This window comes from Pengzhenrongella sp., from assembly GCF_036565025.1.
Classification (GTDB): domain Bacteria; phylum Actinomycetota; class Actinomycetes; order Actinomycetales; family Cellulomonadaceae; genus Pengzhenrongella.
The window spans coordinates 21,264-41,082 of sequence record NZ_DATCNW010000165.1; the positions used below are offsets into that span (position 1 = coordinate 21,264).

The 19,819-nt window shown below is 70.8% G+C and carries 16 protein-coding genes; 1 reads left to right on the forward strand and 15 read right to left on the reverse strand.

What is annotated here, in order from left to right; genetic code table 11:
* Positions 1–15 precede the first annotated feature (15 nt).
* The 11 genes from VIM26_RS09390 to VIM26_RS09440 form a co-directional block, all read right to left on the reverse strand.
* Positions 16–900, reverse strand: coding sequence for a DegV family protein (locus VIM26_RS09390; RefSeq protein WP_331950488.1), 885 nt, complete (start codon positions 898–900; stop codon positions 16–18).
* Complete coding sequence (gene leuS, locus VIM26_RS09395) at positions 897–3,821, reverse strand: leucine--tRNA ligase (RefSeq protein ID WP_414696467.1); 2,925 nt, start codon at positions 3,819–3,821, stop codon at positions 897–899. Before leuS ends, VIM26_RS09390 begins: the two co-directional genes overlap by 4 nt.
* An 86-nt stretch (positions 3,822–3,907) precedes the next feature.
* Positions 3,908–4,993, reverse strand: coding sequence for an acyl-CoA desaturase (locus tag VIM26_RS09400; RefSeq protein WP_331950445.1), 1,086 nt, complete (start codon positions 4,991–4,993; stop codon positions 3,908–3,910).
* 253 nt (positions 4,994–5,246) lie between these two features.
* Positions 5,247–6,395, reverse strand: a complete 1,149-nt coding sequence (locus tag VIM26_RS09405; RefSeq protein WP_331950492.1) for an MFS transporter — start codon at positions 6,393–6,395, stop codon at positions 5,247–5,249.
* A gap of 298 nt (positions 6,396–6,693) precedes the next feature.
* A complete protein-coding gene (locus VIM26_RS09410; RefSeq protein WP_331950447.1) occupies positions 6,694–7,368 on the reverse strand; it encodes a metal-dependent transcriptional regulator in 675 nt (224 codons plus the stop codon).
* A 47-nt stretch (positions 7,369–7,415) separates the two neighbouring features.
* On the reverse strand, positions 7,416–9,008 hold the full coding sequence (locus tag VIM26_RS09415; protein WP_331950449.1) for a metallophosphoesterase family protein: 1,593 nt from the start codon (positions 9,006–9,008) through the stop codon (positions 7,416–7,418).
* 118 nt (positions 9,009–9,126) lie between these two features.
* A complete protein-coding gene (locus VIM26_RS09420; RefSeq protein ID WP_331950451.1) occupies positions 9,127–9,903 on the reverse strand; it encodes an LLM class F420-dependent oxidoreductase in 777 nt (258 codons plus the stop codon).
* A gap of 139 nt (positions 9,904–10,042) precedes the next feature.
* On the reverse strand, positions 10,043–10,807 hold the full coding sequence (locus VIM26_RS09425) for a hypothetical protein (protein ID WP_331950452.1): 765 nt from the start codon (positions 10,805–10,807) through the stop codon (positions 10,043–10,045).
* Positions 10,797–11,726: a hypothetical protein gene (locus VIM26_RS09430; RefSeq protein WP_331950454.1), complete on the reverse strand. Its 930-nt coding sequence runs from the start codon at positions 11,724–11,726 to the stop codon at positions 10,797–10,799. Before VIM26_RS09430 ends, VIM26_RS09425 begins: the two co-directional genes overlap by 11 nt.
* Before the next feature lie 130 nt (positions 11,727–11,856).
* Positions 11,857–14,646, reverse strand: a complete 2,790-nt coding sequence (locus tag VIM26_RS09435; RefSeq protein WP_331950456.1) for a hypothetical protein — start codon at positions 14,644–14,646, stop codon at positions 11,857–11,859.
* Between the two features lie 115 nt (positions 14,647–14,761).
* Positions 14,762–15,622, reverse strand: coding sequence for a VOC family protein (locus VIM26_RS09440; RefSeq protein ID WP_331950494.1), 861 nt, complete (start codon positions 15,620–15,622; stop codon positions 14,762–14,764).
* A 338-nt stretch (positions 15,623–15,960) separates the two neighbouring features.
* On the opposite strand from VIM26_RS09440, the gene VIM26_RS09445 reads away from it, so the two are divergent.
* Positions 15,961–16,596, forward strand: a complete 636-nt coding sequence (locus tag VIM26_RS09445; protein WP_331950458.1) for a cysteine hydrolase — start codon at positions 15,961–15,963, stop codon at positions 16,594–16,596.
* Between the two features lie 12 nt (positions 16,597–16,608).
* On the opposite strand, the gene VIM26_RS09450 is transcribed toward VIM26_RS09445, so the two are convergent.
* From VIM26_RS09450 to VIM26_RS09465, 4 genes are all read right to left on the reverse strand, one after another.
* Positions 16,609–16,872 (reverse strand): hypothetical protein, encoded by a 264-nt coding sequence (locus tag VIM26_RS09450; RefSeq protein ID WP_331950460.1) that lies wholly within the window; start codon positions 16,870–16,872, stop codon positions 16,609–16,611.
* Between the two features lie 21 nt (positions 16,873–16,893).
* Positions 16,894–17,049: a hypothetical protein gene (locus VIM26_RS09455; protein ID WP_331950462.1), complete on the reverse strand. Its 156-nt coding sequence runs from the start codon at positions 17,047–17,049 to the stop codon at positions 16,894–16,896.
* Between the two features lie 118 nt (positions 17,050–17,167).
* Complete coding sequence (locus VIM26_RS09460) at positions 17,168–18,523, reverse strand: tetratricopeptide repeat protein (RefSeq protein ID WP_331950464.1); 1,356 nt, start codon at positions 18,521–18,523, stop codon at positions 17,168–17,170.
* 10 nt (positions 18,524–18,533) lie between these two features.
* Complete coding sequence (locus tag VIM26_RS09465; RefSeq protein ID WP_331950466.1) at positions 18,534–19,763, reverse strand: ATP-binding protein; 1,230 nt, start codon at positions 19,761–19,763, stop codon at positions 18,534–18,536.
* Positions 19,764–19,819: the final 56 nt, after the last annotated feature.

Sequence of the window (19,819 nt, forward strand, 5' to 3'; positions counted from 1 at the left end):
GGGCTCGGCGCGGGGTCAGCGGTCGGCTACGACCACGGCTAGGAGGCCCGGGCCGGCGTGCGCGGCGATCACGGCGCAGATCTCGGACACCTGGACCGCCACGACGACCTCGCCGAGGCACGCCTCGAGCTGGCGGGCGAGAATCGCCGCGACGTCCGGCTGCCCCAGGTGGTGCACGACGACCTGGGCGGTGCCGCGAGCCGTGGCGGCGGCGATCGTCAGGGACTCCAGGCGCTCCCGAGCGGCGCGCCTGGTGCGCACCTTCTCGATCACCTCGATCTTCCCCGACTGCAGCGCGAGCAACGGGCGCAGCCCGAGCAGCGTGCCCATCGCGGCGGGGCCGGCGCCGAGGCGCCCGCCGCGACGCAGGTACTCCAGGGAGTCCACCAGGAACACCGTCGAGCTCGAGGCGGCGACCTGGCGCGCCCGCTGGGCAGCCGACGCGCCGTCGGACGAGCCCAGCTCGGCGGCGGCCACGGCGGCCAGCCCGAGCCCCATGACCACGCTCCGCGAGTCGATGACGTGCACCGGCACCGGGGCGGCGAGCGCCGCGAGCTCGGCGGCGCGGACCGTCCCGGACAGCTCGCCGGACAGGTGCACCGAGACGATCTCGCGGGCCCCCCGCGCGGCCGCGTGCGCATAGGCCCGGGCGAAGGCGGCGGGGGCGGGCTGCGACGTGGTCACCCGGCGGCCGGCGTTGAGCGCCTCGAGGAGCTCGGCCGACGAGAGGTCGACCCCCTCGTGGAAGCGCTCGCCGTCGATCATCACCTCGAGCGGCACGACCTCGATCCCGAACCGCTCGGCGACCCCCGCCGGCAGCGACGCCGTCGAGTCGGTGACGACCGCGACCCGCGGCCCGCGACCGGCGTGCGCGAACCGGTCGAGGATCCCGGGCGTCAGGCCGGCACCACGTTCACGAGCTTGGGCGCCCGCACGATCACGGTCCGCACCCCGCGCCCGTCGAGCGCGCGCAGCACCCCGACGTCGGCCAGCGCGAGCTCGCGGAGCGCGTCCTGCCCGATCGACGGCGGCACCTCGATCCGGCCGCGCACCTTGCCCTGGACCTGGAGCACGCACGTCACTGTGTCCTCCACGAGGTACTTCTCGTCGGCGACCGGGTACGGCTCGTGCGCGAGCGAACCGGCGTGGCCGAGCAGCGCCCAGAGCTCCTCCGCGATGTGCGGCGCGACCGGCGCGGTCATCAGCACCAGCGGCTCGAGCACCGCCTTCGGCACCCGCTTGAGCGAGGTGAGGTGGTTGTTGAGCACGATCAGGCGGGCGATGGCGGTGTTCAGCCGCATCGCCTCCATCTCGGTCCGCACGTCGGCGATGGTGCGGTGCAGGACTCGCAGCGTCGCCAGGTCCGGCTCGTCGTCGGTGGCCGTGACGGCCCCGGTCGACTCGTCGACGCTGTTGCGCCACAGGCGTTGCAGGAAGCGCTGGGAGCCGACGACGGCGCGCGTGTCCCACGGCCGGGACTGGTCCAGCGGCCCCATCGACATCTCGTACACGCGGAACGTGTCGGCGCCGTACGCCTCGTACATGTCGTCGGGCGTCACGACGTTCTTGAGCGACTTGCCCATCTTCCCGTACTCCTGCACGACGGCGACCTCGGCGCCGTCGAGGTCCGCCACGAACTCCCCCGGCGCGCGCTCGGTCACGGACGTCGCCTCGACGTACGCGCCGTTGTCCGCCCGCGCGTAGGCGTACGCCTGGATGTAGCCCTGGTTGAAGAGCTTGTGGAACGGCTCGAGGCTCGACACGTGGCCCAGGTCGTACAGCGCCTTGTGCCAGAACCGCGCGTAGAGCAGGTGCAGCACGGCGTGCTCGACGCCGCCCACGTACAGGTCGACGCCGCCCGCGACGCCGGCCTCGGGGTTGTGGTCCGGCCCGAGCCAGTAGCTCTCGAGCTCGGGCGAGACGACCTGGTCGCGCTGCGCGGTGTCGAGGTAGTGCAGGTAGTACCAGCACGACCCGGCCCAGTTCGGCATGGTGTTGGTGTCCCGGCGGTACTTCTTCGGGCCCTCGCCGAGGTCGAGGGTGACCTCGACCCACTCCTGGCTGCGGCCGAGCGGCGGCTCCGGGGAGGACGCCGCGTCGTCGGGCGCGAAGGTGCGCGGGGAGTAGTCCGGGACGTCCGGCAGGTCCACCGGGAGCAGCTCGTCCGGGATCGCGATCGGCAGGTCGTGCTCGTCGTAGACGATCGGGAACGGCTCGCCCCAGTACCGCTGGCGGCTGAACAGCCAGTCGCGCAGGCGGTAGGTGACGGTGCCGGTGCCCAGGCCCTTGGACTCGAGCCACGCGATGATCTTCGGCTTAGACTCGGCGACCTCGAGCCCGTCGAGACTGATCTCGTCGTTCGCCGAGTTGATCATCGGACCGGTTCCGGTCCACGCACCGCCGTCGAAGTCGGCCGGCGGCTGCACGGTGCGCACGTGCGGCAGGTCGAACGCCTCCGCGAACGCCCAGTCGCGCGGGTCCTCGGCGGGCACGGCCATGATCGCGCCGGTGCCGTAGCCCATCAGCACGTAGTCCGCGGTGAACACCGGAATCAGCGAACCGTTGACCGGGTTGGTCGCAAGGTGCCCGGTGAACACGCCGGTCTTGCGGCCGGCGTCGGCCTGGCGCTCGATCGCGGTCTTGGCGGACGCCTCGACGCGGTACGCCGCGACGGCGTCGGTCGGGGTGTCGTGCCCGCCGGTCCAGCTGCTGCGCGTGCCGTCGGGCCACGCGACGGGGACCTCGTCGAGCAGCGGGTGCTCCGGGGAGACCACCATGAAGGTCGCGCCGAAAAGGGTGTCCGGGCGCGTGGTGAAGACCTCGACCGCGCAGCCGCCGATCACGGGGAAGCGGACCTGGGCGCCCTCGGAGCGGCCGATCCAGTTGCGCTGCATCGCGGTGACCTTGGCCGGCCAGTCGATCAGGTCGAGGTCGTCGCCGAGGCGGTCGGCGTAGGCGGTGATCCGCATGTTCCACTGGCGCAGGCTGCGCTGGAAGACCGGGAAGTTGCCGCGCTCGCTGCGCCCGTCGGAGGTGACCTCCTCGTTCGCCAGCACCGTGCCCAGGCCGGGGCACCAGTTGACCGGGGCCTTGGAGATGTACGCGAGCCGCTGGGTGTCCAGGACTCGCCGACGCTCGACGTCGTCCAGTGCGGCCCAGGGGCCACCGCCCGGGACCTCGCGGGTGCCCGCCTCGTAGGCCGCGACGAGCTCGGCGATCGGCCGGGCGCGGCCCAGTGCGCCGTCCGGGCGCAGCGCGTCGGGGTCGTACCAGGAGCTGAAGATCTGCAGGAAGATCCACTGGGTCCAGCGGACGTAGTCCGGGTCGGTCGTGGCGAAGGTGCGCCGCGGGTCGTGCGCGAGCCCGAGCCGGCGCAGCTGGCGGCGCATGTTCGCGATGTTGGCCTCGGTGGTGACCCGAGGGTGCTGGCCGGTCTGCACCGCGTACTGCTCGGCGGGCAGCCCGAACGCGTCGTAGCCCAGCGCGTGCAGCACGTTGTCGCCACGCATCCGCCGGTACCGCCCGACGACGTCGGTCGCGATGTACCCGAGCGGGTGCCCCACGTGCAGGCCCGTGCCCGAGGGGTACGGGAACATGTCCATCACGAAGAACGACGGTGCGCCCGGCTCGGCGTTCCGACCCGCCCCGTCGGTCAGCGCACCCGACGGGTTCGGGGTGTGGAAGGTACCGAGCTCGTCCCACTTGTCCTGCCAGCGCTGCTCGAGCTCCGAGGCGAGCGCGGCGGTGTAGCGGAACCGCACATCACCCAGCTGGGCATCATCGACGGCGGGCACGGTCGGTACGGCGTCGGGCGAAGTCACCTGGCGAGTTTACCGGGGCGTGCCGCAGCGACCCGACGAACGAACGTCCGGGCCACCGCTGAGCGTCCGAGCGCTGCCGGTACCGCTCAGCGAGCTGAGCGGTACTCCGCGGTCAGCGGGCACTGGAAGGGGTCGCGAGCAGCGAGGCCGACCTTGTTCAGGTAGCGCACGACGATGCCGTACGACGCCATCAGGGAGGTCTCCGTGTAGGGGATGCCGCGGGCCGCGCAGAACTCCTTCACGATCGGCTGCACGCGACGCAGGTGCGGGCGCGCCATGCTCGGGAACAGGTGGTGCTCGACCTGGTAGTTGAGCCCGCCCATGAACCAGTCGGTGAAGCGGCCGCCGTGCACGTTGCGGCTCATCAGGACCTGGCGGGAGAGGAAGTCGATCTTCGAGTTCGGCGGGACGATCGGCATGCCCTTGTGGTTCGGGGCGAAGACCGCACCCATGTACAGGCCGAAGAGGCCGAGCTGTACGCCGAGGAACGCGAACGCCATGCCGAGAGGGAGGAACCAGAAGACCAGGCCGAGGTACCCACCGAGGCGGAGCGTCACGAACGCGATCTCCACGGGGCGGCGCTTGACCTCGCCGCGACCGAAGACCGTCTTGACGCCCGAGGCGTGCAGGTTGATGCCTTCGAGCAGCAGCAGAGGGAAGAAGAGCCAGCCCTGGCGCTTGGCGAACCAGCCCGGGAACCCCTTGCGCGGGGCCTCGAGCGTCTCGGTGTGGAACAGGATCACGTCGGCGTTGATGTCCGGGTCGTAGCCGACCTGGTTCGGCTTGGCGTGGTGCCGGCTGTGCTTGTGGTTCCACCAGCCGTAGCTCATGCCCGAGTACAGGTTGGCGAGCACGAGGCTCGACCAGTCGTTCCACTTGCCGGACGCGAAGATCTGGCGGTGCGCGGCGTCGTGGCCGAGGAACATGACCTGCCCGAACACGAGCGCGAATCCTGCGGCGACCGCGAGCTGCCACCAGCTGTCACCGATCAGGACGACAGCGGAGACCAGACCGCCCAGCAGCGCGGTCAGCACCACGAAGCGGGTCCAGTAGTAGCCGTGCCGTCTGCGCATCAGTCCGGCATCCTGCACGGTGCGCGACAGCGCGGTGAATTCGCTGACTTGGCGCTCGCGGGGCGCTCCTGGTTTGGTCGCGGTAATGCTGGGGTTCACGTTGGTCCGCCCTCGTTCGCTCGGGGGTGACGTGGCACCGTGAAAGGCAGCACGTCCGGTCTTGGATCCGCACTACCGTAACCGCCGAGGCGGGAATAGGGACTGAGGACGCACATCGGCACACCCACGATTCGTACAATCTGCGGGCAGTTCGGGGGCGTCTGCCCGCATTTGGCGGCGCGTTTGCCGCGGTGCGATAGGGTGCCCCGCTGCGCGCCGGCGACGCCCCCGTTCGGTGCCCCGGAACCCTCGCTCAGCGGGTCGGTGCGGGTGCCCGACCGGCGACCGCGACGATCAGCAGACCGACGACCGTGAGACCCGCGCCGAGCCACGCCGGGGCGAGGTAGCCGTAGCCGCCGGCGATGACCAGCCCGCCGAGGAAGGCCCCGGAGGCGTTGCCCAGGTTGAGCGCCGAGTGGCACAGCGCCGCACCGAGCGACGGGGCCGCCGGCGAGAGATCCATCAGTCGCGTCTGGAGCGCGAGCCCGAGCACCTGGCACGCGATCCCGAGCAGCACGATCGAGCCCACGGCACCCACGGGGTTGCGGCCGGTCACGGCGATCAGCACCAGCACGACGGCGGTGCTCGCGAACCCGACGAACACGGTGCGCAGCACGGACCGGTCGGCAAGGCGGCCGCCGATCACCGTGCCGACCGTCATACCGAGCCCGAACAGGCCCAGCACGATCGGCACCGTCGCGACCGGCAGGCGGGTGACCTCGGTGATCAGCGGGGCGACGTAGGAGTACACGGCGAACATGCCGCCGAAACCGATCGCCGCGGCGGCGAACGAGATCCAGAGTCGGCGGTTGCGCAGCGCCGCGAGCTCGGTACGGACCGTCGCGTCGGGGTGGGCCGCGAGCGCCGGCAGCCAGCGCCAGAGCGCGGCGAGGGTCACCAGCCCGAGCACGCCGACGACGACGAACGCCGCCCGCCAGCTCACGTGCTGACCGACGACCGTCGAGAGCGGGACGCCCACGACGTTCGCGATCGTCAGGCCCGCCATCATCGTGGCCACCGCGCGACCCCGCTTCGCCGGTCCGACGACGGCCGTCCCGACGACCGCGCCGACGCCGAAGAACGCGCCGTGCGGCAGCCCCGCGACGAACCGCGCAACCTCGAGCCACCCGGCGCTCGGCGCGAACGCCGACAGCACGTTGCCCACGACGAACGCGGCCATCAGGCCCAGCAGGAGCACGCGCCGGTCGACTCGTGCCGCCGCGGCGGTCAGCAGCGGCGCGCCGACGACCACGCCCAGGGCGTAGGTCGCGATGACATGGCCGGCGACCGGGATCGAGACGTTCAGGTCCGCCGCCATCTGCGGGAGCAGGCCCATGCTCGCGAACTCGGTGGTCCCGATGCTGAACCCGCCGAGCGCGAGCGCGAACAACGCCGGCCGCACGCGTGCGCCGGCGAGCGGGGATCCGGGCGGTGGGGTGCGCCGTGCGGCGCGGCCCTCGGGATCCTCGACGGCGACCCCGCCGGCACGCTGCTGTTCCTCGACCGCGGTCACGGACGCCTCCTCGACGGCTTGCACTACCTGCTCGACGTTCGGTCGAATCGATTCGATCTCAACCCGTCACGGCGCCGTCGACATTTCCGGGAAGGAGGCCGAGCCTACGTGCCCGAACGCCCCGAAGCGACCCCTCGACGCCCCTCGAGGCCCGCCCACGTCGCGGCGGACGGGAGCTGGGGCGGGGTCAGGCGGGGATGGCCCAGAGGGCGGAGGCGGCGAGCTCGCCGAGCTCGACGCCGCGGCCGTCGACGCGCAGGGCGATCACGCCGGTGACCGGGCGCCGTTCGAGGACCGTCACGCGGGCGTCGAGCCCAAGACCGACCGACGCGCAGTAGCGCAACATGTCCGGGTCGGCGTCGGAGATGCGGGCCACGACCCACTCCCCCGGTTCGAGGTCCCACAGCAGACGGGCGGGCGGGCTCGGGACGTGACCGTCGCGCGTCGGGATGGGATCACCGTGCGGGTCGCGCGTCGGGCGCCCCAGCCGGAGGTCGATCCGTTCGATCAACAGGTCCGAGACGGCGTGCTCGAGCACCTCCGCCTCGTCGTGCACCTCGTCCCAGCTGTACCCGAGCGCCTGCACGAGCAGCGTCTCGAGCAGCCGGTGCCGGCGCACCATGGCGACCGCATGGGACCGGCCGACGTCGGTCAGCTCGATCTCGCCGTACGGCGCGTGCACGACGAGGCCCTGGCTCGCGAGGCGGCGCACGGTCTCGGACACGGTCGAGGCACCCACACCGAGCCGTTCGGCCAGCATCTTCGTCGTCACCGGTGCGCTGGACCACTCGCGCGCGGCCCAGATCACCTTGAGGTAGTCCTGGGCGACCGGCGTGAGGTCGTCGGGCTCGGCTCGTGGCACGTGATCAGCCTAACCGCGCGCTCAGCGGCGACGGCGACCGGCGCCGGTCACTTCTGGGGGGTCGGCCCGGCGATCTTGGCGGGTACCGCGGCAGCCGGCGTCGGGAACGGGACCCAGGGGCCCACCGCCGCCGACCTGTCGGGTCGCACCGAGATCAGCCGGTAGTCGACGACCACGTGCTTGACCGGGTCGAACCGGAACACGGTCAACTCCGCGGTCCCGTGCAGCGGGCCCACCGTCGGCTGCCCGAGCGCCGCCCCGGCCGTGCTCGCGTTGACGTACCGCACGCCCTGTCCGAACGGCGCGGGGCCCACCCGGACGTGCAGGTGCCCGGACAGCTGCACCGGCACGCACCCGCTCTGGAGGGCGACGTCGCCGACCGGCGGGGTGTGGATCAGCAGCAGGTCGACCTTGCCGTCGTCGCACGCGACCTTGGCCAGGCGCTCGCCCTCCGCCGCGGCGGACTCGTTGTGACTGAGGAAGGTGCCTTCTCCGATCCGGGTCTCGTTCGGGTCCCGGTCGCCCAGGATCCGGACCCCGGCGACCTTCACGACCTTGCCCGCGAGCACGGTCATGCCGGCGCGGCGCTCCTGGGCGGAGATCTCGCGCGAGTCGTGGTTGCCGTCCGAGACGACGATCGGGATCCCGTGCGGGACCGCCCGCGCGACCGTCGTGACGCAGTACTGCTCGACGGCCGTGCCGTTGATGGTCGTGTCGCCGCCGTCGAGCACGACGTCGGCCCCCGACAGGCGCGCCGCCGTTGCGATGAGCGGCGCCATCCCGACGTTGCAGTGGATGTCGCTGACCATGAGCAGCGTGACCGGCTTCGCGGGTTCGGGCACCGCGGCGGGCGCGGGGCCCTCGGCCTTGGGAACGCGGAGCAGCGCCAGCGCGCGCGCCCGCGAGCGAGTCTCGGCGATCCGCAGCTCGAACGCTGTGGTCAGCGAGCGGTCGGCGGACCGGTAGAACTCCTGGTTCTTGTGGTACGCCTCGATGACCTTCCCGCCGTAGGTGTCGATCACGCCGGCGAGGCGACCGGTGATCCGCGCACCCTCGAGCGCGGTGCCGTCGAACACGCTCGACGCCGGCTGGCCCGTCGGACGTCGCTCGGTCGGGTTCAGGCTGCCCACCGCGGTCACCGCGACCATGAGCACGAGCAGGCCCGAACCGACCAGGGCCCGGCGCCGCGGAGCGAGCATCGCCGCGAGCTCCGCGCGGCGCGGCGCGCCCAGCAGCGCGCGGCCGGCCACCCCGATCGCGACGAGGCAGGCGAACGCGATCACGCTGCGGAGCAGCGCGTCCAGGACCAGGGCCCGCGTGGCGTCCGCGACGCTCGCCTGCGGCGCGCTGAAGAACTGGACGTAACCCTTGAAGTCCTTCTGGAGGTCGGCGAGGGTCCGCACCGGGTCGACCGCGCTCACGTCGGCGGGGATCTCCTCGACCGTGACGCGCACGCCCAGGGTGAACGGCAGCGGCGAGTCGATCTGGACGGTGCCGAGCGGGCCGACGTCGAGCGTGACCAGATCGTCCGTGGTCACGGCGTAACGGGCCTCGTGCGGCCCCAGGCTGAGCTGGACCGAGGCGGTGGTGACGCCGAAGATCACCGAGACCACGAGCGCCACCGACGCGAGGAGTGCCACGCGTGCCCACGGCACCTCACGGGCGCGCGCCCGCCAGCGGTGCGCGAGTGATCTTGGACGATCTGCCATTGCCATCAAGCGTCGCGCATGATCCCGCGACGACCAAACCGCCTCCCGCTCAGCCCCGCGCGTCCCGCCAGGCCACCCACTCGCGCACGTGCGTCAGGTCGTACGCGGGTCCGTTGACTCCTATCGTGAAAAGTGTCGCACCCGCCGCCACCAGCGGTCCGGCGATCTCGGCGGGCCTCTGGCGGACGCCGACCGACCGCTCGATCTCGCTCGGGTCGCGCCCGACGACGGCGCAGTGCTCGGCAAGGATCGCGCTCTTGTGCACCAGCACGTCGACTCCCCCGAACGTGTGCCAGATGTCCGCGTGCTGGGCGACCAGGCGCAGCGTCTTGCGCTCGCCGCCGCCACCGATCATGACCGGGATCGCCCGGGTCGGCGGCGGGTTGAGCTTGGCCCAGCGGGCCGTGATGCGGGGCAGCGCCTGCCCGAGGTCGGCGATCCGGGTGCCGGGCGTGCCGAACTCGTAGCCGTACTCGTCGTAGTCGCGCTGGAACCAGCCGGCCCCGATCCCGAGCAGCAGCCGCCCGCCGGAGATGTGGTCGACCGTGCGGGCCATGTCCGCCAGCAGGTCCGGGTTCCGGTACGAGTTGCACGTCACCAGCGCACCGATCTCGACGCGCGAGGTCTGCTCGGCCCACGCACCGAGCATCGTCCAGCACTCGAAGTGCTTGCCGTTCAGATCGCCGCCGCGCAACGGGAAGAAGTGATCCCAGGTGAACAGGATGTCGATGCTGGAGTCCTCGGCGCGGGCGACCGCGTCGCGGAGCTGGGCGTAGTCGGCGTGCTGGGGCTGGAGCTGGGCGCCGATGCGGATCGGGTGGTTCATGCAGACTCCCCTGCCGGCGCCGAAGCCACCCGCCATCGGTGCGCCTACCCGGGTGGCTGGCCTCAGGGTAGCGCCGGGCCCCTGACCGTGCCGCCGCTAGCACCTCGGGCAGCAGAGTGCAGGATCGCAGAAGACCAAATCAGGCGACGGTCTCCATCGATTCTCCATTGAAGAGTGCGCTGCCGGGTGCAGCCTGCCCCTCAAGTCTGATCAGTAGACGATAGTGAAATGCAACCTCAGGCCCGTTCGAGCGCTCGACTTGCAATGAGTACGGATTCGCAATGACCTCGTGAACAAATGAGACGAGCGGATCCGGCACATACCCCAGCCGGGCAGCGTCGGTGCGCATCACCAACAAGGCCCTTGGGTTCACCGTGTTGCTCTCGTCGCTTTGGAGTCGGAGGGGCTCTCCGACCCGCAAATCAGCAATGCTCGCCTGCGTCTCGGCAGTCAAGTACCGGACACCATGTGCGAAAAAGGTGATCCGAACCGTGCCATCACGGGCCGGGTGCGGAATCGGAATCAGTTCGATCGTGTCCCCGGCCCGGTGCCCACCCGAACGAGACAGAACCTCGAACGGCTCCGCGCCAAGGCGAAGCCCAAGGGCTTCCATCGTTTGGTCGTAATCCGAGCGTCGCGGCGAAATGATCCGTTCGCGAAAAAGAGGAAAGAGATCGGTTGAGCGGTACGCGCTCTCGATTTTGCTCAGTCCAGGCAGCGGCCTGAACCACTCTGCGCCGATCGCGCTTCGGAGATATGAGAAATTGTAGTCGCCACCGTCGAATTCCAGAATCCCGACCGAGCGATAGAGTCGATTCACAGGATCGCGTCGCGTCACAAGTAGCCGACCAGTGTGCACCCCGTCGACGGACGGACGGTCAAGGACGTGCGCACTACTGGTCATGGCACAGCCTCCTCTGGTTCTCGAACAGCAACTCGTCGATGAACTTACGCTCAACCACCGACAAGGCCGACATCTCGGTCAGCACGGACTGCCACTGCTGCCGCTCAAGTGCCGCCAGCCTGGTCACCCATTCGGATGCCCGCTCGCTTCCACCTGCGACCGCCGCAAGCGCGAGATCCACCAACGTCACGGCGCGCCCCTCTTCGAACCGCTGCGCGACACCCTTCGTGCACCACGAGCCTATGCCTGCTCGTAAGAAGCGAAGTCGATTCTCATCCGTGAGGCCCGACCCAAGGGCGCTCCCGTGGTCGAAGCTCTTCGCCAGTCGTTCAGCGTTCGCCGACTGCAGCACCCCCCAGTTGATCGCATGCCTATCGGCGTTGGCAATCCAAGCATCCAGGACCAGATAGCCGGCAAAGACATCGAAAGCTGGCCACTTGTCCACGCTCGTATCCAACGGCCCGAGCATGGGACTCAAGAGCTGCTTGATATTTGCGAGGCTATGTCCAGGACGGAGTTTCATCTTAGGCTTACCATCGCAGGACACGTAACCAGGATATTCCGATAGCACTGTATCGCCAGGCTGCAACTCCCAATCCTTGGGAGCGACATTGTGCGAGATCACACCTTCGTCGGTATCTCGAGCCGCCAACTGAACGTCCGCAGTCGGCACACCTAGCAACTTCGCCAGTTCGCAGGAGATCTTTTCTGCGTAGTCATCTGTCCGGCGATACGCGTCCTCACCTTGACCGTCGGCTCGAGGCTGCACACCATGCTTAGCCTCTTTAAATAGCCACCAAGCTGAACGATCTTTATCTTGAGAATGCGACGGGGGCGTCAACCAGAGTTTCGGGTCGGCGCCGGCATTTTCGATAGCCATAACGTGCCAGGCTGACACGTTCACGACCTCATAGGGCATGTCGCCTGACTCTAGACCACGCTCGCTCTGTTCCGATTGCGCAACCCGCGCGTTCGGACAGTACGACAGCTTGGAGCGAAGAAGTGGTCCCAGGCGGGCTGGAGCTGGGCTCCAATGCGGATCGGGTGGTTCACGAGGAGACTCCCATTCGTTGCAGGAGGTCGGCGAAGGCGCGGGGGTAGGCGGCGGACCGGGGGTCCCCACCGTGGGTGGCGACCGTGAAGAGATAGCCGGTGCGGTCGACCTCCTCCTCTCCCCGGTCGACGTCGTTCCGGCCGTAGGAGATGACCGGGAAGCCGAGGAAGTCGGTGCGGCGCCAGAGGTTGATCCAGGCGGGTCGACGTGTGGGCCGGCCCGCCTCGCGCCCCCAGAGCCGTCGCATCACGGTGTCCCGGTCGAGCGCGTCGTCGGCCGGCGCGTAGTCGCTGTCGGGTGGGTCGTCGTCCCTGCGCTGCCAGGGGTCCGGGGCGCCCGGGTGCGGGGCGAGGCAGGTCGCCGTCCCCAAGACCTTCGCGCCGAGCAGCTCGGGAAAGAACCTGCCGAAATACGGCCGCAGCTGGGTGCCGTAGGTCAGCAGGCCGACCCGCGGACGCGCGGGGTCGTCGTGCTCACCAGCGGGCGGCTCGTCGCTCTCCCGGGCGAACAGGCACGCCACGGCGAGCACCGCGCCGAGGCTGTGGGCGGACAGCACGACGCTCCGGGTCGGGACCTCGAGCCAGGCGTCCACGCGCCCGCGGAGCTCGGGCACCACGCGCTCGGCATAGGAGGCAGGCCCGAACGGGTGCGCGGCGCGCGGCAGGAAGCACATGAGATCCCACAGCACGCCGAGCGGGCGGCCCTTTCCCGCGCGCACGCTGGCGACGGCTCCGGCCACGATCGCCAGCGCGGCTGCGCGCAGGGCCCAGGCCCCGACGAACTCGAGGTAGCCCCCGAACCGGACCCGGGCGAGCGTGGCGACCAGCGCGATCCCCATGGCCGCCGCGAGCCCGCCGACGACCGGCTCGGCGAGCTGGGTGCCCGCGGCAAGCCACCGTCCCTTCAGCACCCGGAGCGCGCCGATGCTCAGCAGTGCCCTCGAGGCCGGGTCGCGGAGCGCTCGCGGGTCGTCGGTCCCGGTCAGCGGTGTGGGCCGGCTGCCGCGGGCCGGCGGAATGAAGGCGACGGACCGTCGCGTCCAGGCCAGCAGCCCGACGGCGACCAGCAGGAGCACGAACGCCGCGACCACCGCGGCGCCGAACTCGCGGTACACGAGCGGCACGTTCACCCGCGGCTTCGTCGAGGAGCTGTTCAGCCAGATCGCGGTGCCGGCGACGAGCAGGCTGCTCAGGACCATCGCCGCGCCGGCCGCGAGCAGCATGAAGACGCCCGGCCCCGCCCCCGCCCAGCCCTCGTGCCGGTGACCGTCCCGGGTGCCTGATCGGTTCGAGCCCGGGGCGGTCGGGCCGCGCCACACCACGAAGAGGTCGGTGCCGAGCGCGAGGATCGCGGCGACCAGGAACCACCGGCGGTTGGCGCCGACCGCGCCCACCCAGCCGACGGCGGCGTCGGGCGTCGGCCAGAGCCTCGCCAGCAGCAGGCACACCCCGGCCACCGCGAGCAGCGTCAGCCACCATCTGGCCCGAACCCACCGGCGCCAGCCGAGGCCACCGGCGGCCAGGGCGAGCAGGACGCCGACCAGCACGGCGGGGGTCGTGACGAGCCCGAGCATGGACCCGGCGGACTCGCTCGCGACGTTCCGGTCGAGCTGCTCCGCCTGCGGGATCCAGGGCGCCCAGAGCACGATCCCGGTGCCGACGAGCACGCCCGAGGCCCCGAGCAGCAACCACCCGGACCAGATGTACCGCGTCGGGTGGTCGGGATGGCGTTCGACGTCCACGCTCGACTCGGCGGCGATGGCGACCCGACACACCACCAGGACGAGCACGACCGCGGCCAGCGCACCGAGCCAGATCATCGCCCGGTCGTCCGGGCTCACGTCGCGGCGCAGGTGGGCGAGGCACGTGGAGCCGAAGAACGTCTGCGGACTGCGGCACTGCGGCCAGGGCGCGACCACCTTGTCCCACGCGAGGCACAGCGCGACGAGACACAGCCCGCCCGCGACGTGCAGCCGCGCGGTCGTGATGCTCAGCCGCTGCGCCTGCCAGAAGCCGGTCGCGGCGAGCACCGGACCCTCCTGCCGTCCCTCGGTGCGCTCGTCGGGCAGCACGTTGACGTGGCCCTTCGCGGCCGGCCGGGAGATCTGGGCGTCGAAACGCATCCGCGCCACCCAGGACAGCGCGAACAGGCCGAGGATCAGCAGGATCGGGATGACGGCGGCGACCGCGAGGCGTTGGTCCCGGGTCCACAGGACGTCCGGGAGCCGTCCGCAGGCCTCGTGCCCACCCGGGTAGCACTGCACGGCGAAGAGGTCGAGGCTCACGGCCGAGGCGGACGTGACATACAGGAGCGTGAGGGCGAGGGCGAACACCCGCAAGGACGCGGCGCCCCCGGCATCGCGCCAGCCCTGGCGATTCTCGCCGGGCTCGGGGATCGCGCGGCTCCAGTAGGCCGCGTTGGCGAGCCCGAACGGGATCAGCAGGGTCCAGGCGATGCGGGCGGCCGCGGCGCCGACGACGCCCGCGATCCGCCCCGTGCCGCCGGGCACCGTCCGGGCGAGCAGCCCCCACGAGTACGCCTCGCGTCGGACCCCGGGGTGGATGTGATGGCGGTCCCCGGACGGCAGGCCCGCGCCCTGCGCGGCGGCGTCGGCGGTCGGCGCCCAGAACCCGGCGAGCGAGTCGCCCGCGACCTGCTCGATCTGGTCGAGCGGCAGGTCGAGCATCCCGGCCACGGGAGTGTTGCTGATGCCGTGGATCCGGAGCTCGAGGACGTCCGGGGCAGGCGGGTCCGCACCCTCAACGTGTTCCGAGGTGATCGCCACGTCAAGAGACTAGCGTCCGGATTATCCAGCCCGGAGAGGAACTGCGCAGGTCAGGGCGGCGAATATCGGCGCAGGAGGCAGGTGGTCGGGGCTCCGGTGGTCGGGGCGCAGGTGGTCAGTGCTCGACGGTGACCTTGAGCAGGTTGCGCCACGGGTCCTCGAAGCTGAGCATCGCGCCGTCGTCGCGCACGGCGACGCCGTGGCGGGCGAGGCGGGCGGTGAGGGCTGCGACGTCGTCGGCCGTGGGGACCTGGATCGAGACCTCACCCAGGCCGAGGGCCGAGGCGCGCGGCCCGGCGCCGGCGCTGTTCCAGGTGTTCACGGCGAGGTGGTGGTGGTAGCCGCCGGCGGAGACGAACAGCGCGCCGTGGAACTGAGCGGTCGCCTCGAACCCGAGCGCGTCGACGTAGAACTCCCGCGCGGTGGGCACGTCGCCGACCTGCAGATGCACGTGTCCGACGACGGCGCCGGTCGCGTCCGGGTGCTCGAGCGCGACGTCGGTGAGGTGCTCGCGCAGGAACTCGTTCGGGTCCAGCGGCAGCGAGTCCATCGTCACCTGGCCGTTCTGCCAGCCCCACAGGTCGCGGCTGCGATCCCAGTAGAGCTCGATGCCGTTGCCCTCGGGGTCGGTGAAGTAGAACGCCTTCGAGACGAGGTGGTCGGCGCTGCCGGCGTAGGTGCCCGGGGCGTGGGCCGCGATGGAGGCGACGGTCGCAGCGAGGCCGGGCTCGTCGTCGAACAGGATCGCGGTGTGGAAGAGCCCGGCCTGGCCGCGGCGCGGGGCCGGCAGGTCCGGGGTGTGGCGCAGGACGACCAGCGGCGTCGTGCCGCGACCGAGCGTGACGGTGGCGGTGGGGTGCGCCGGCAGGATGCCGACCGTCGGCGCCGGGAGGTCGAGGACGTTCAGCGCGAGGACGTCGCGGTAGTACGCGGTCATCCCGTCAAGGTCGCCGACGTGCAGCGTGACGGCCGCCATGGCGGTGTCCGGCGCCAGGAGGTCCTTGTTGGTGACCGCGGCGGTCCGGGCGACGGCGGCGTTGCGCGCGACGGCGTTCGCGACGGCGGCGTTGCGGGCAGCGGCGTTGGCGAGCGCTGCGTTGGCGCGCGCGTCGGTGACGGCGCTGGCGGGGTTCGGGTTCATGCGGGTCCTCCGACGGGTTGAGCTTCTCAATGTACTTGAGTGTTCAATCACTCTGCAAGGGCGGATGTTCCCGGTCGGCTCGCGCGGATGACCGCGGTGCCCACGCGTCCGGGACTACTGTCGCGTGGGTCAACTCGTCAGATATTCGGCCGAACCAGCCAAGGAGTACCGCGATGAACCCGAACACCACCGCTCTCGTCCTGATCGAGTTCCAGAACGACTTCACCAGCGAGGGAGGGTCACTGCACGGTGCGGTGCAGGGCTCGATGGAGTCGACCGGCATGCTGGCGAACGCCGGCCGAGCACTCGACGCCTCACGAGCGGCTGGACTGACGATCATCCACAGCCCGATCGCCTTCCAGCCGGGCTACGGCGAGATCACCTCCCGCCCCTACGGCATCCTCAAGGGCGTCGTCGACTCGAAATCCTTCATCAAGGGCACGTGGGGCTGCGAGATCGTCGGCGACGTCGCGCCGATCGACTCGGACATCATCATCGAGGGCAAGCGCGGACTGGACGCCTTCGGCTCGACCAACCTGGACTTCATCCTGCGATCCAAGGGCATCACGACCGTGGTGCTCGCCGGCTTCCTCACGAACTGCTGCGTGGAGTCGACCATGCGATCGGCCTATGAGAAGGGCTTCGAGGTGATCACCCTCACGGACGCTGTCGGTGCGACCTCGATCGCCGAGCACGAGAACGCGATCACCTACGACTACCCGATGTTCTCCAAGCCGACCACCGTCGACGAGTTCATCTCCGCCCTTCAGGGTGCACTGGTCGCCCCTGACGCCTCCCGGGGCTACTGACTGGTCCGCGGGCTACGGTCCGTAAGCGCCGAGGAACCGATCGCGGAAATCGTCCATCGACCAGACCGGTGCGTCCGGCCTGGGCCTCAGCCCATCCTGCCAACCCCACGGGGAGATCCGGCTCATGACCGCGGGATCGTGGGAGATGAGCGTGATCGGCACGTCGTGGCTGGCGCCCTGGCCGGACACGATCGTTGCGGGCTGGTGGTCACCGAGGACGACGAGCACGAGATTGTTGTCGTGGTAGGCCTGCACGAACGAGATGAGGGAGTTCATCGAGTATTCGACGGACTGCCCTCATGCGGCGTTGGTGACCGCAGCGGTCCGGGCGACGGCGGCGTTGCGCGCGACGGCGTTCGCGACGGCGGCGTTGCGCGCGGCGTTGCGGGCGGCGTTGCTGCGGGCGGCGTCGGCGAACTCGCCGGTCACGGCGCTGACGGGGTTCGGGTTCATGCGGGTCCTCCGACGGGTCGTCTCTCAATGTACTTGAGTGTTCAATCAATCTGCAAGGGTGGATGTTCCCGATCGAGGTGAGGGCCGCAGTGGGTGCCGGCCCGGTCGACGGCGCAAATCAGCCGTGGACCGAGCCCGGACCGGGCCCGGCGCGATCGCCTGCCCGCTTGCGCCCTGCCCGCCGTCTCATCGGCCCGCGCCACGTCATCGCGCCGGACCGGCGGAGCATGACTGCCAGGATGACCAGGCAGGCGAACTCCGCCGCACCGCCGAGCGCAACATCCAGCGGCACCGGTTCCGCCGATCCCGCGACCGGAAGGAGCAGGACAGGCAGCGTCAGGATCATCATCAGCAACCCGATGCGCAGCCGTGCGGTGCTGATCCGGTACCGCGTGACGCCGACGGGCGCCCGGAAGTTCCGCCGGGTCTGCACCCCCATGGCCAGCAGCGCAAGGAGAGCGAGCGCGAACGAGCACCCGAAGGCGATCGTGGTGGTGCGTGGAAGCGCCGCACCCAGCACGATTCCGGCGACCGCGAGGCAGTCAGCGGCCACGGCGCCTGCGATGAGCCGATTGCGGAGCAGTCCCTGCAGATACTCCCGCACCTGAGGCCCCAGGTGCGAAACGAACCTGACCACGAATACGGACGGAAACGCGAGCAGGACCGCCGGCAGCACGCGGGCCAGATCCGAACCGATCGAGCGATGAGCGACCATCGCGACCCAGGCGACCACCACGAACGCCTGAGTGGTCCTGACCTGGAACAGATGCAGGACCACGTCCAGGTTGCGCCGACTCACCGCCGCGTGCGGGTCCACCCGAACCGCGGCCGCAAACCCGTCCGCCGCCTGGGCGAGGCCGCCGACGTTGACGAACGTGCCCCGCGCACGCTTCTGGCTCCTCGCCAGCCGCACGCGCCCCAGCTCGTTGTGGGCGCCAGTGTTGTCCGGGTCGATCGCCAGAGCGCGGTGAAACGCGGCGACGGCGTCGTCGTCGCGCCGATCCGCGGCGGCCACCATGCCCACGGTCAGGAAGGAGTCGGCCGTGTGCGGAGCGAGCGCCACGGCCCGGTCGGCCGCCGCGCGTGCTTCAACGAGGTCCGAGCCGCTGCGGGCGAGCACCCGGGCGAGATAGGTGTGGCATTGCGAGGCGTGCGGCGCGAGGCGGACGGCGGTGCGCGCCATCGCCTGCGCCTCCGGGTGCCGGCCGAGGCCTTCGAGTGCGAGACCGGCGAGGCGGTGTGGCCAGTCGTTCGCGGGGTTCTCCGCGATCGCGGCCTGGGACGTTCGCAGCGCCTCGTCGAAGGCGCGCTGGCCGATCTGCGACCGGGCGAGCAGGCACAGACCCTTCTCGCTGTGGGGATCGGTTGCGAGAATCGTGCGCAGCCGCCGAGCAGCTTCGTCCCATCGCCGCAGGTCACACAGCACGGAGGCACGGTCGAGGTCCGACTCGGCACCCTCGGCGGCGCTTGTCATCCGCGGCCGATCACAGCAGGCGACGCGCGCGCAGGTAGGCCAGCAGGTCGTCGTACGTTCCGTCGGAGTTCGCAAACTGAGCCACGTTGCGCGCCGTCTCCAGCCACGGGCCGACCGACGGTCGGATCTGAGTCAGGGCCGCCTCGAGGTCGCCCATTCCGATCATCCGCGGGTTGCCGGTGCGCGCCGAGTCGAGCAGCGCAAACTCCGCGGCGGTCTCACACAGATGCGCGAGGTCCGCCCCGGAGAAGCCGTCGGTCTTGCGGGCGACCTTGCCCGCATCGACGTTGGCGATCGGGCGGTCCCGCAGGTGGTAGCGCACGATCGCCTCCCGGGCCGGCTTGTCGGGGGGTAGGACCAGCAGCATGCGATCGAACCGGCCAGGACGGCGCAGCGCCACGTCCACGTCCCAGGGGTGATTGGTGGCGCCGAGTACGAAGACCCCGTCGTTGTTGCTGCTCAGGCCGTCCATCTCCGAGAGCAGCTGGTTGACGGTGCCCCGTGCTGCGGAGTTGCGCTGCTGACTGCGCTTGCGGCCCAGCGCGTCGATCTCGTCGAGAAATATCACACAGGGTGAGTTGCGGCGCGCGACGTCGAACAGCTGCCGAACGTTGCGCTCGCTGTTGCCGATGTACATGTCGAGGACGTCGGCCAGCGAGACCGCGAGAAAATGGGCGCCCATCTCGCCGGCCACCGCTCGGGCGATGAACGTCTTGCCGCACCCCGGCGGCCCGTAGAGCAGCAGTCCGCCGCGCAGGGACTTCCCGTACAGGCGCGCCAGCTCAGGGTTGCGCAGCGGCGCGAGCAGGCTCGCCTCCAGACGAGCCTTCACCTCGGCCATGCCGCCGACGTCGGACAGGCGCAGACCGACCCGTTCCACGTCGAAGGTGTCGGTTGCCGCTCGCGGGGCGTCGACGTATTGCGGCGGGACGACGTCGACGAGCTCCGCATCCAGGCGGCGAAGGACGTCGTCGGGATCACCCGACCCGCTCGCACCAGGCACCGTGCCGGCCACGGGGTCGCGCTCGTTCGAGCCGGCCCGCTCCCGCCCCCCGGTGATCAGCGTGATCGCCTCGGCGTTGGTGGGCTCGCGCTGGAGCACGGCGGCGGCCTGGCGGACGGCCTCCTCCCGATAGCCGGCGGCGTCGAGCAGCTGAGCGAGGTGCAACCGGATGGCGATGTCCTCGGGCGCTGCCTCCACGGCCGAGCGCAAGCTGCTCAGGACTGCTTCAGAAACCACGTGTCGACCGTCTTCCTCGCCCTGAACGTCGCCGATGCCTCACGCGACCGTAGACC

What these genes read in the sequence shown, in the direction of transcription:
- VIM26_RS09440 (WP_331950494.1), bottom strand. Translation starts at nt 15,622, where the DNA reads ATGGCGGCCGTCACGCTGCACGTCGGCGACCTTGACGGGATGACCGCG.
- VIM26_RS09460 (WP_331950464.1), bottom strand. Translation starts at nt 18,523, where the DNA reads ATGACAAGCGCCGCCGAGGGTGCCGAGTCGGACCTCGACCGTGCCTCC.
- VIM26_RS09445 (WP_331950458.1), top strand. Translation starts at nt 15,961, where the DNA reads ATGAACCCGAACACCACCGCTCTCGTCCTGATCGAGTTCCAGAACGAC.
- VIM26_RS09425 (WP_331950452.1), bottom strand. Translation starts at nt 10,807, where the DNA reads ATGACCAGTAGTGCGCACGTCCTTGACCGTCCGTCCGTCGACGGGGTG.
- VIM26_RS09430 (WP_331950454.1), bottom strand. Translation starts at nt 11,726, where the DNA reads ATGCCCTATGAGGTCGTGAACGTGTCAGCCTGGCACGTTATGGCTATC.
- VIM26_RS09455 (WP_331950462.1), bottom strand. Translation starts at nt 17,049, where the DNA reads ATGAACCCGAACCCCGTCAGCGCCGTGACCGGCGAGTTCGCCGACGCC.
- VIM26_RS09420 (WP_331950451.1), bottom strand. Translation starts at nt 9,903, where the DNA reads ATGAACCACCCGATCCGCATCGGCGCCCAGCTCCAGCCCCAGCACGCC.
- VIM26_RS09450 (WP_331950460.1), bottom strand. Translation starts at nt 16,872, where the DNA reads ATGAACTCCCTCATCTCGTTCGTGCAGGCCTACCACGACAACAATCTC.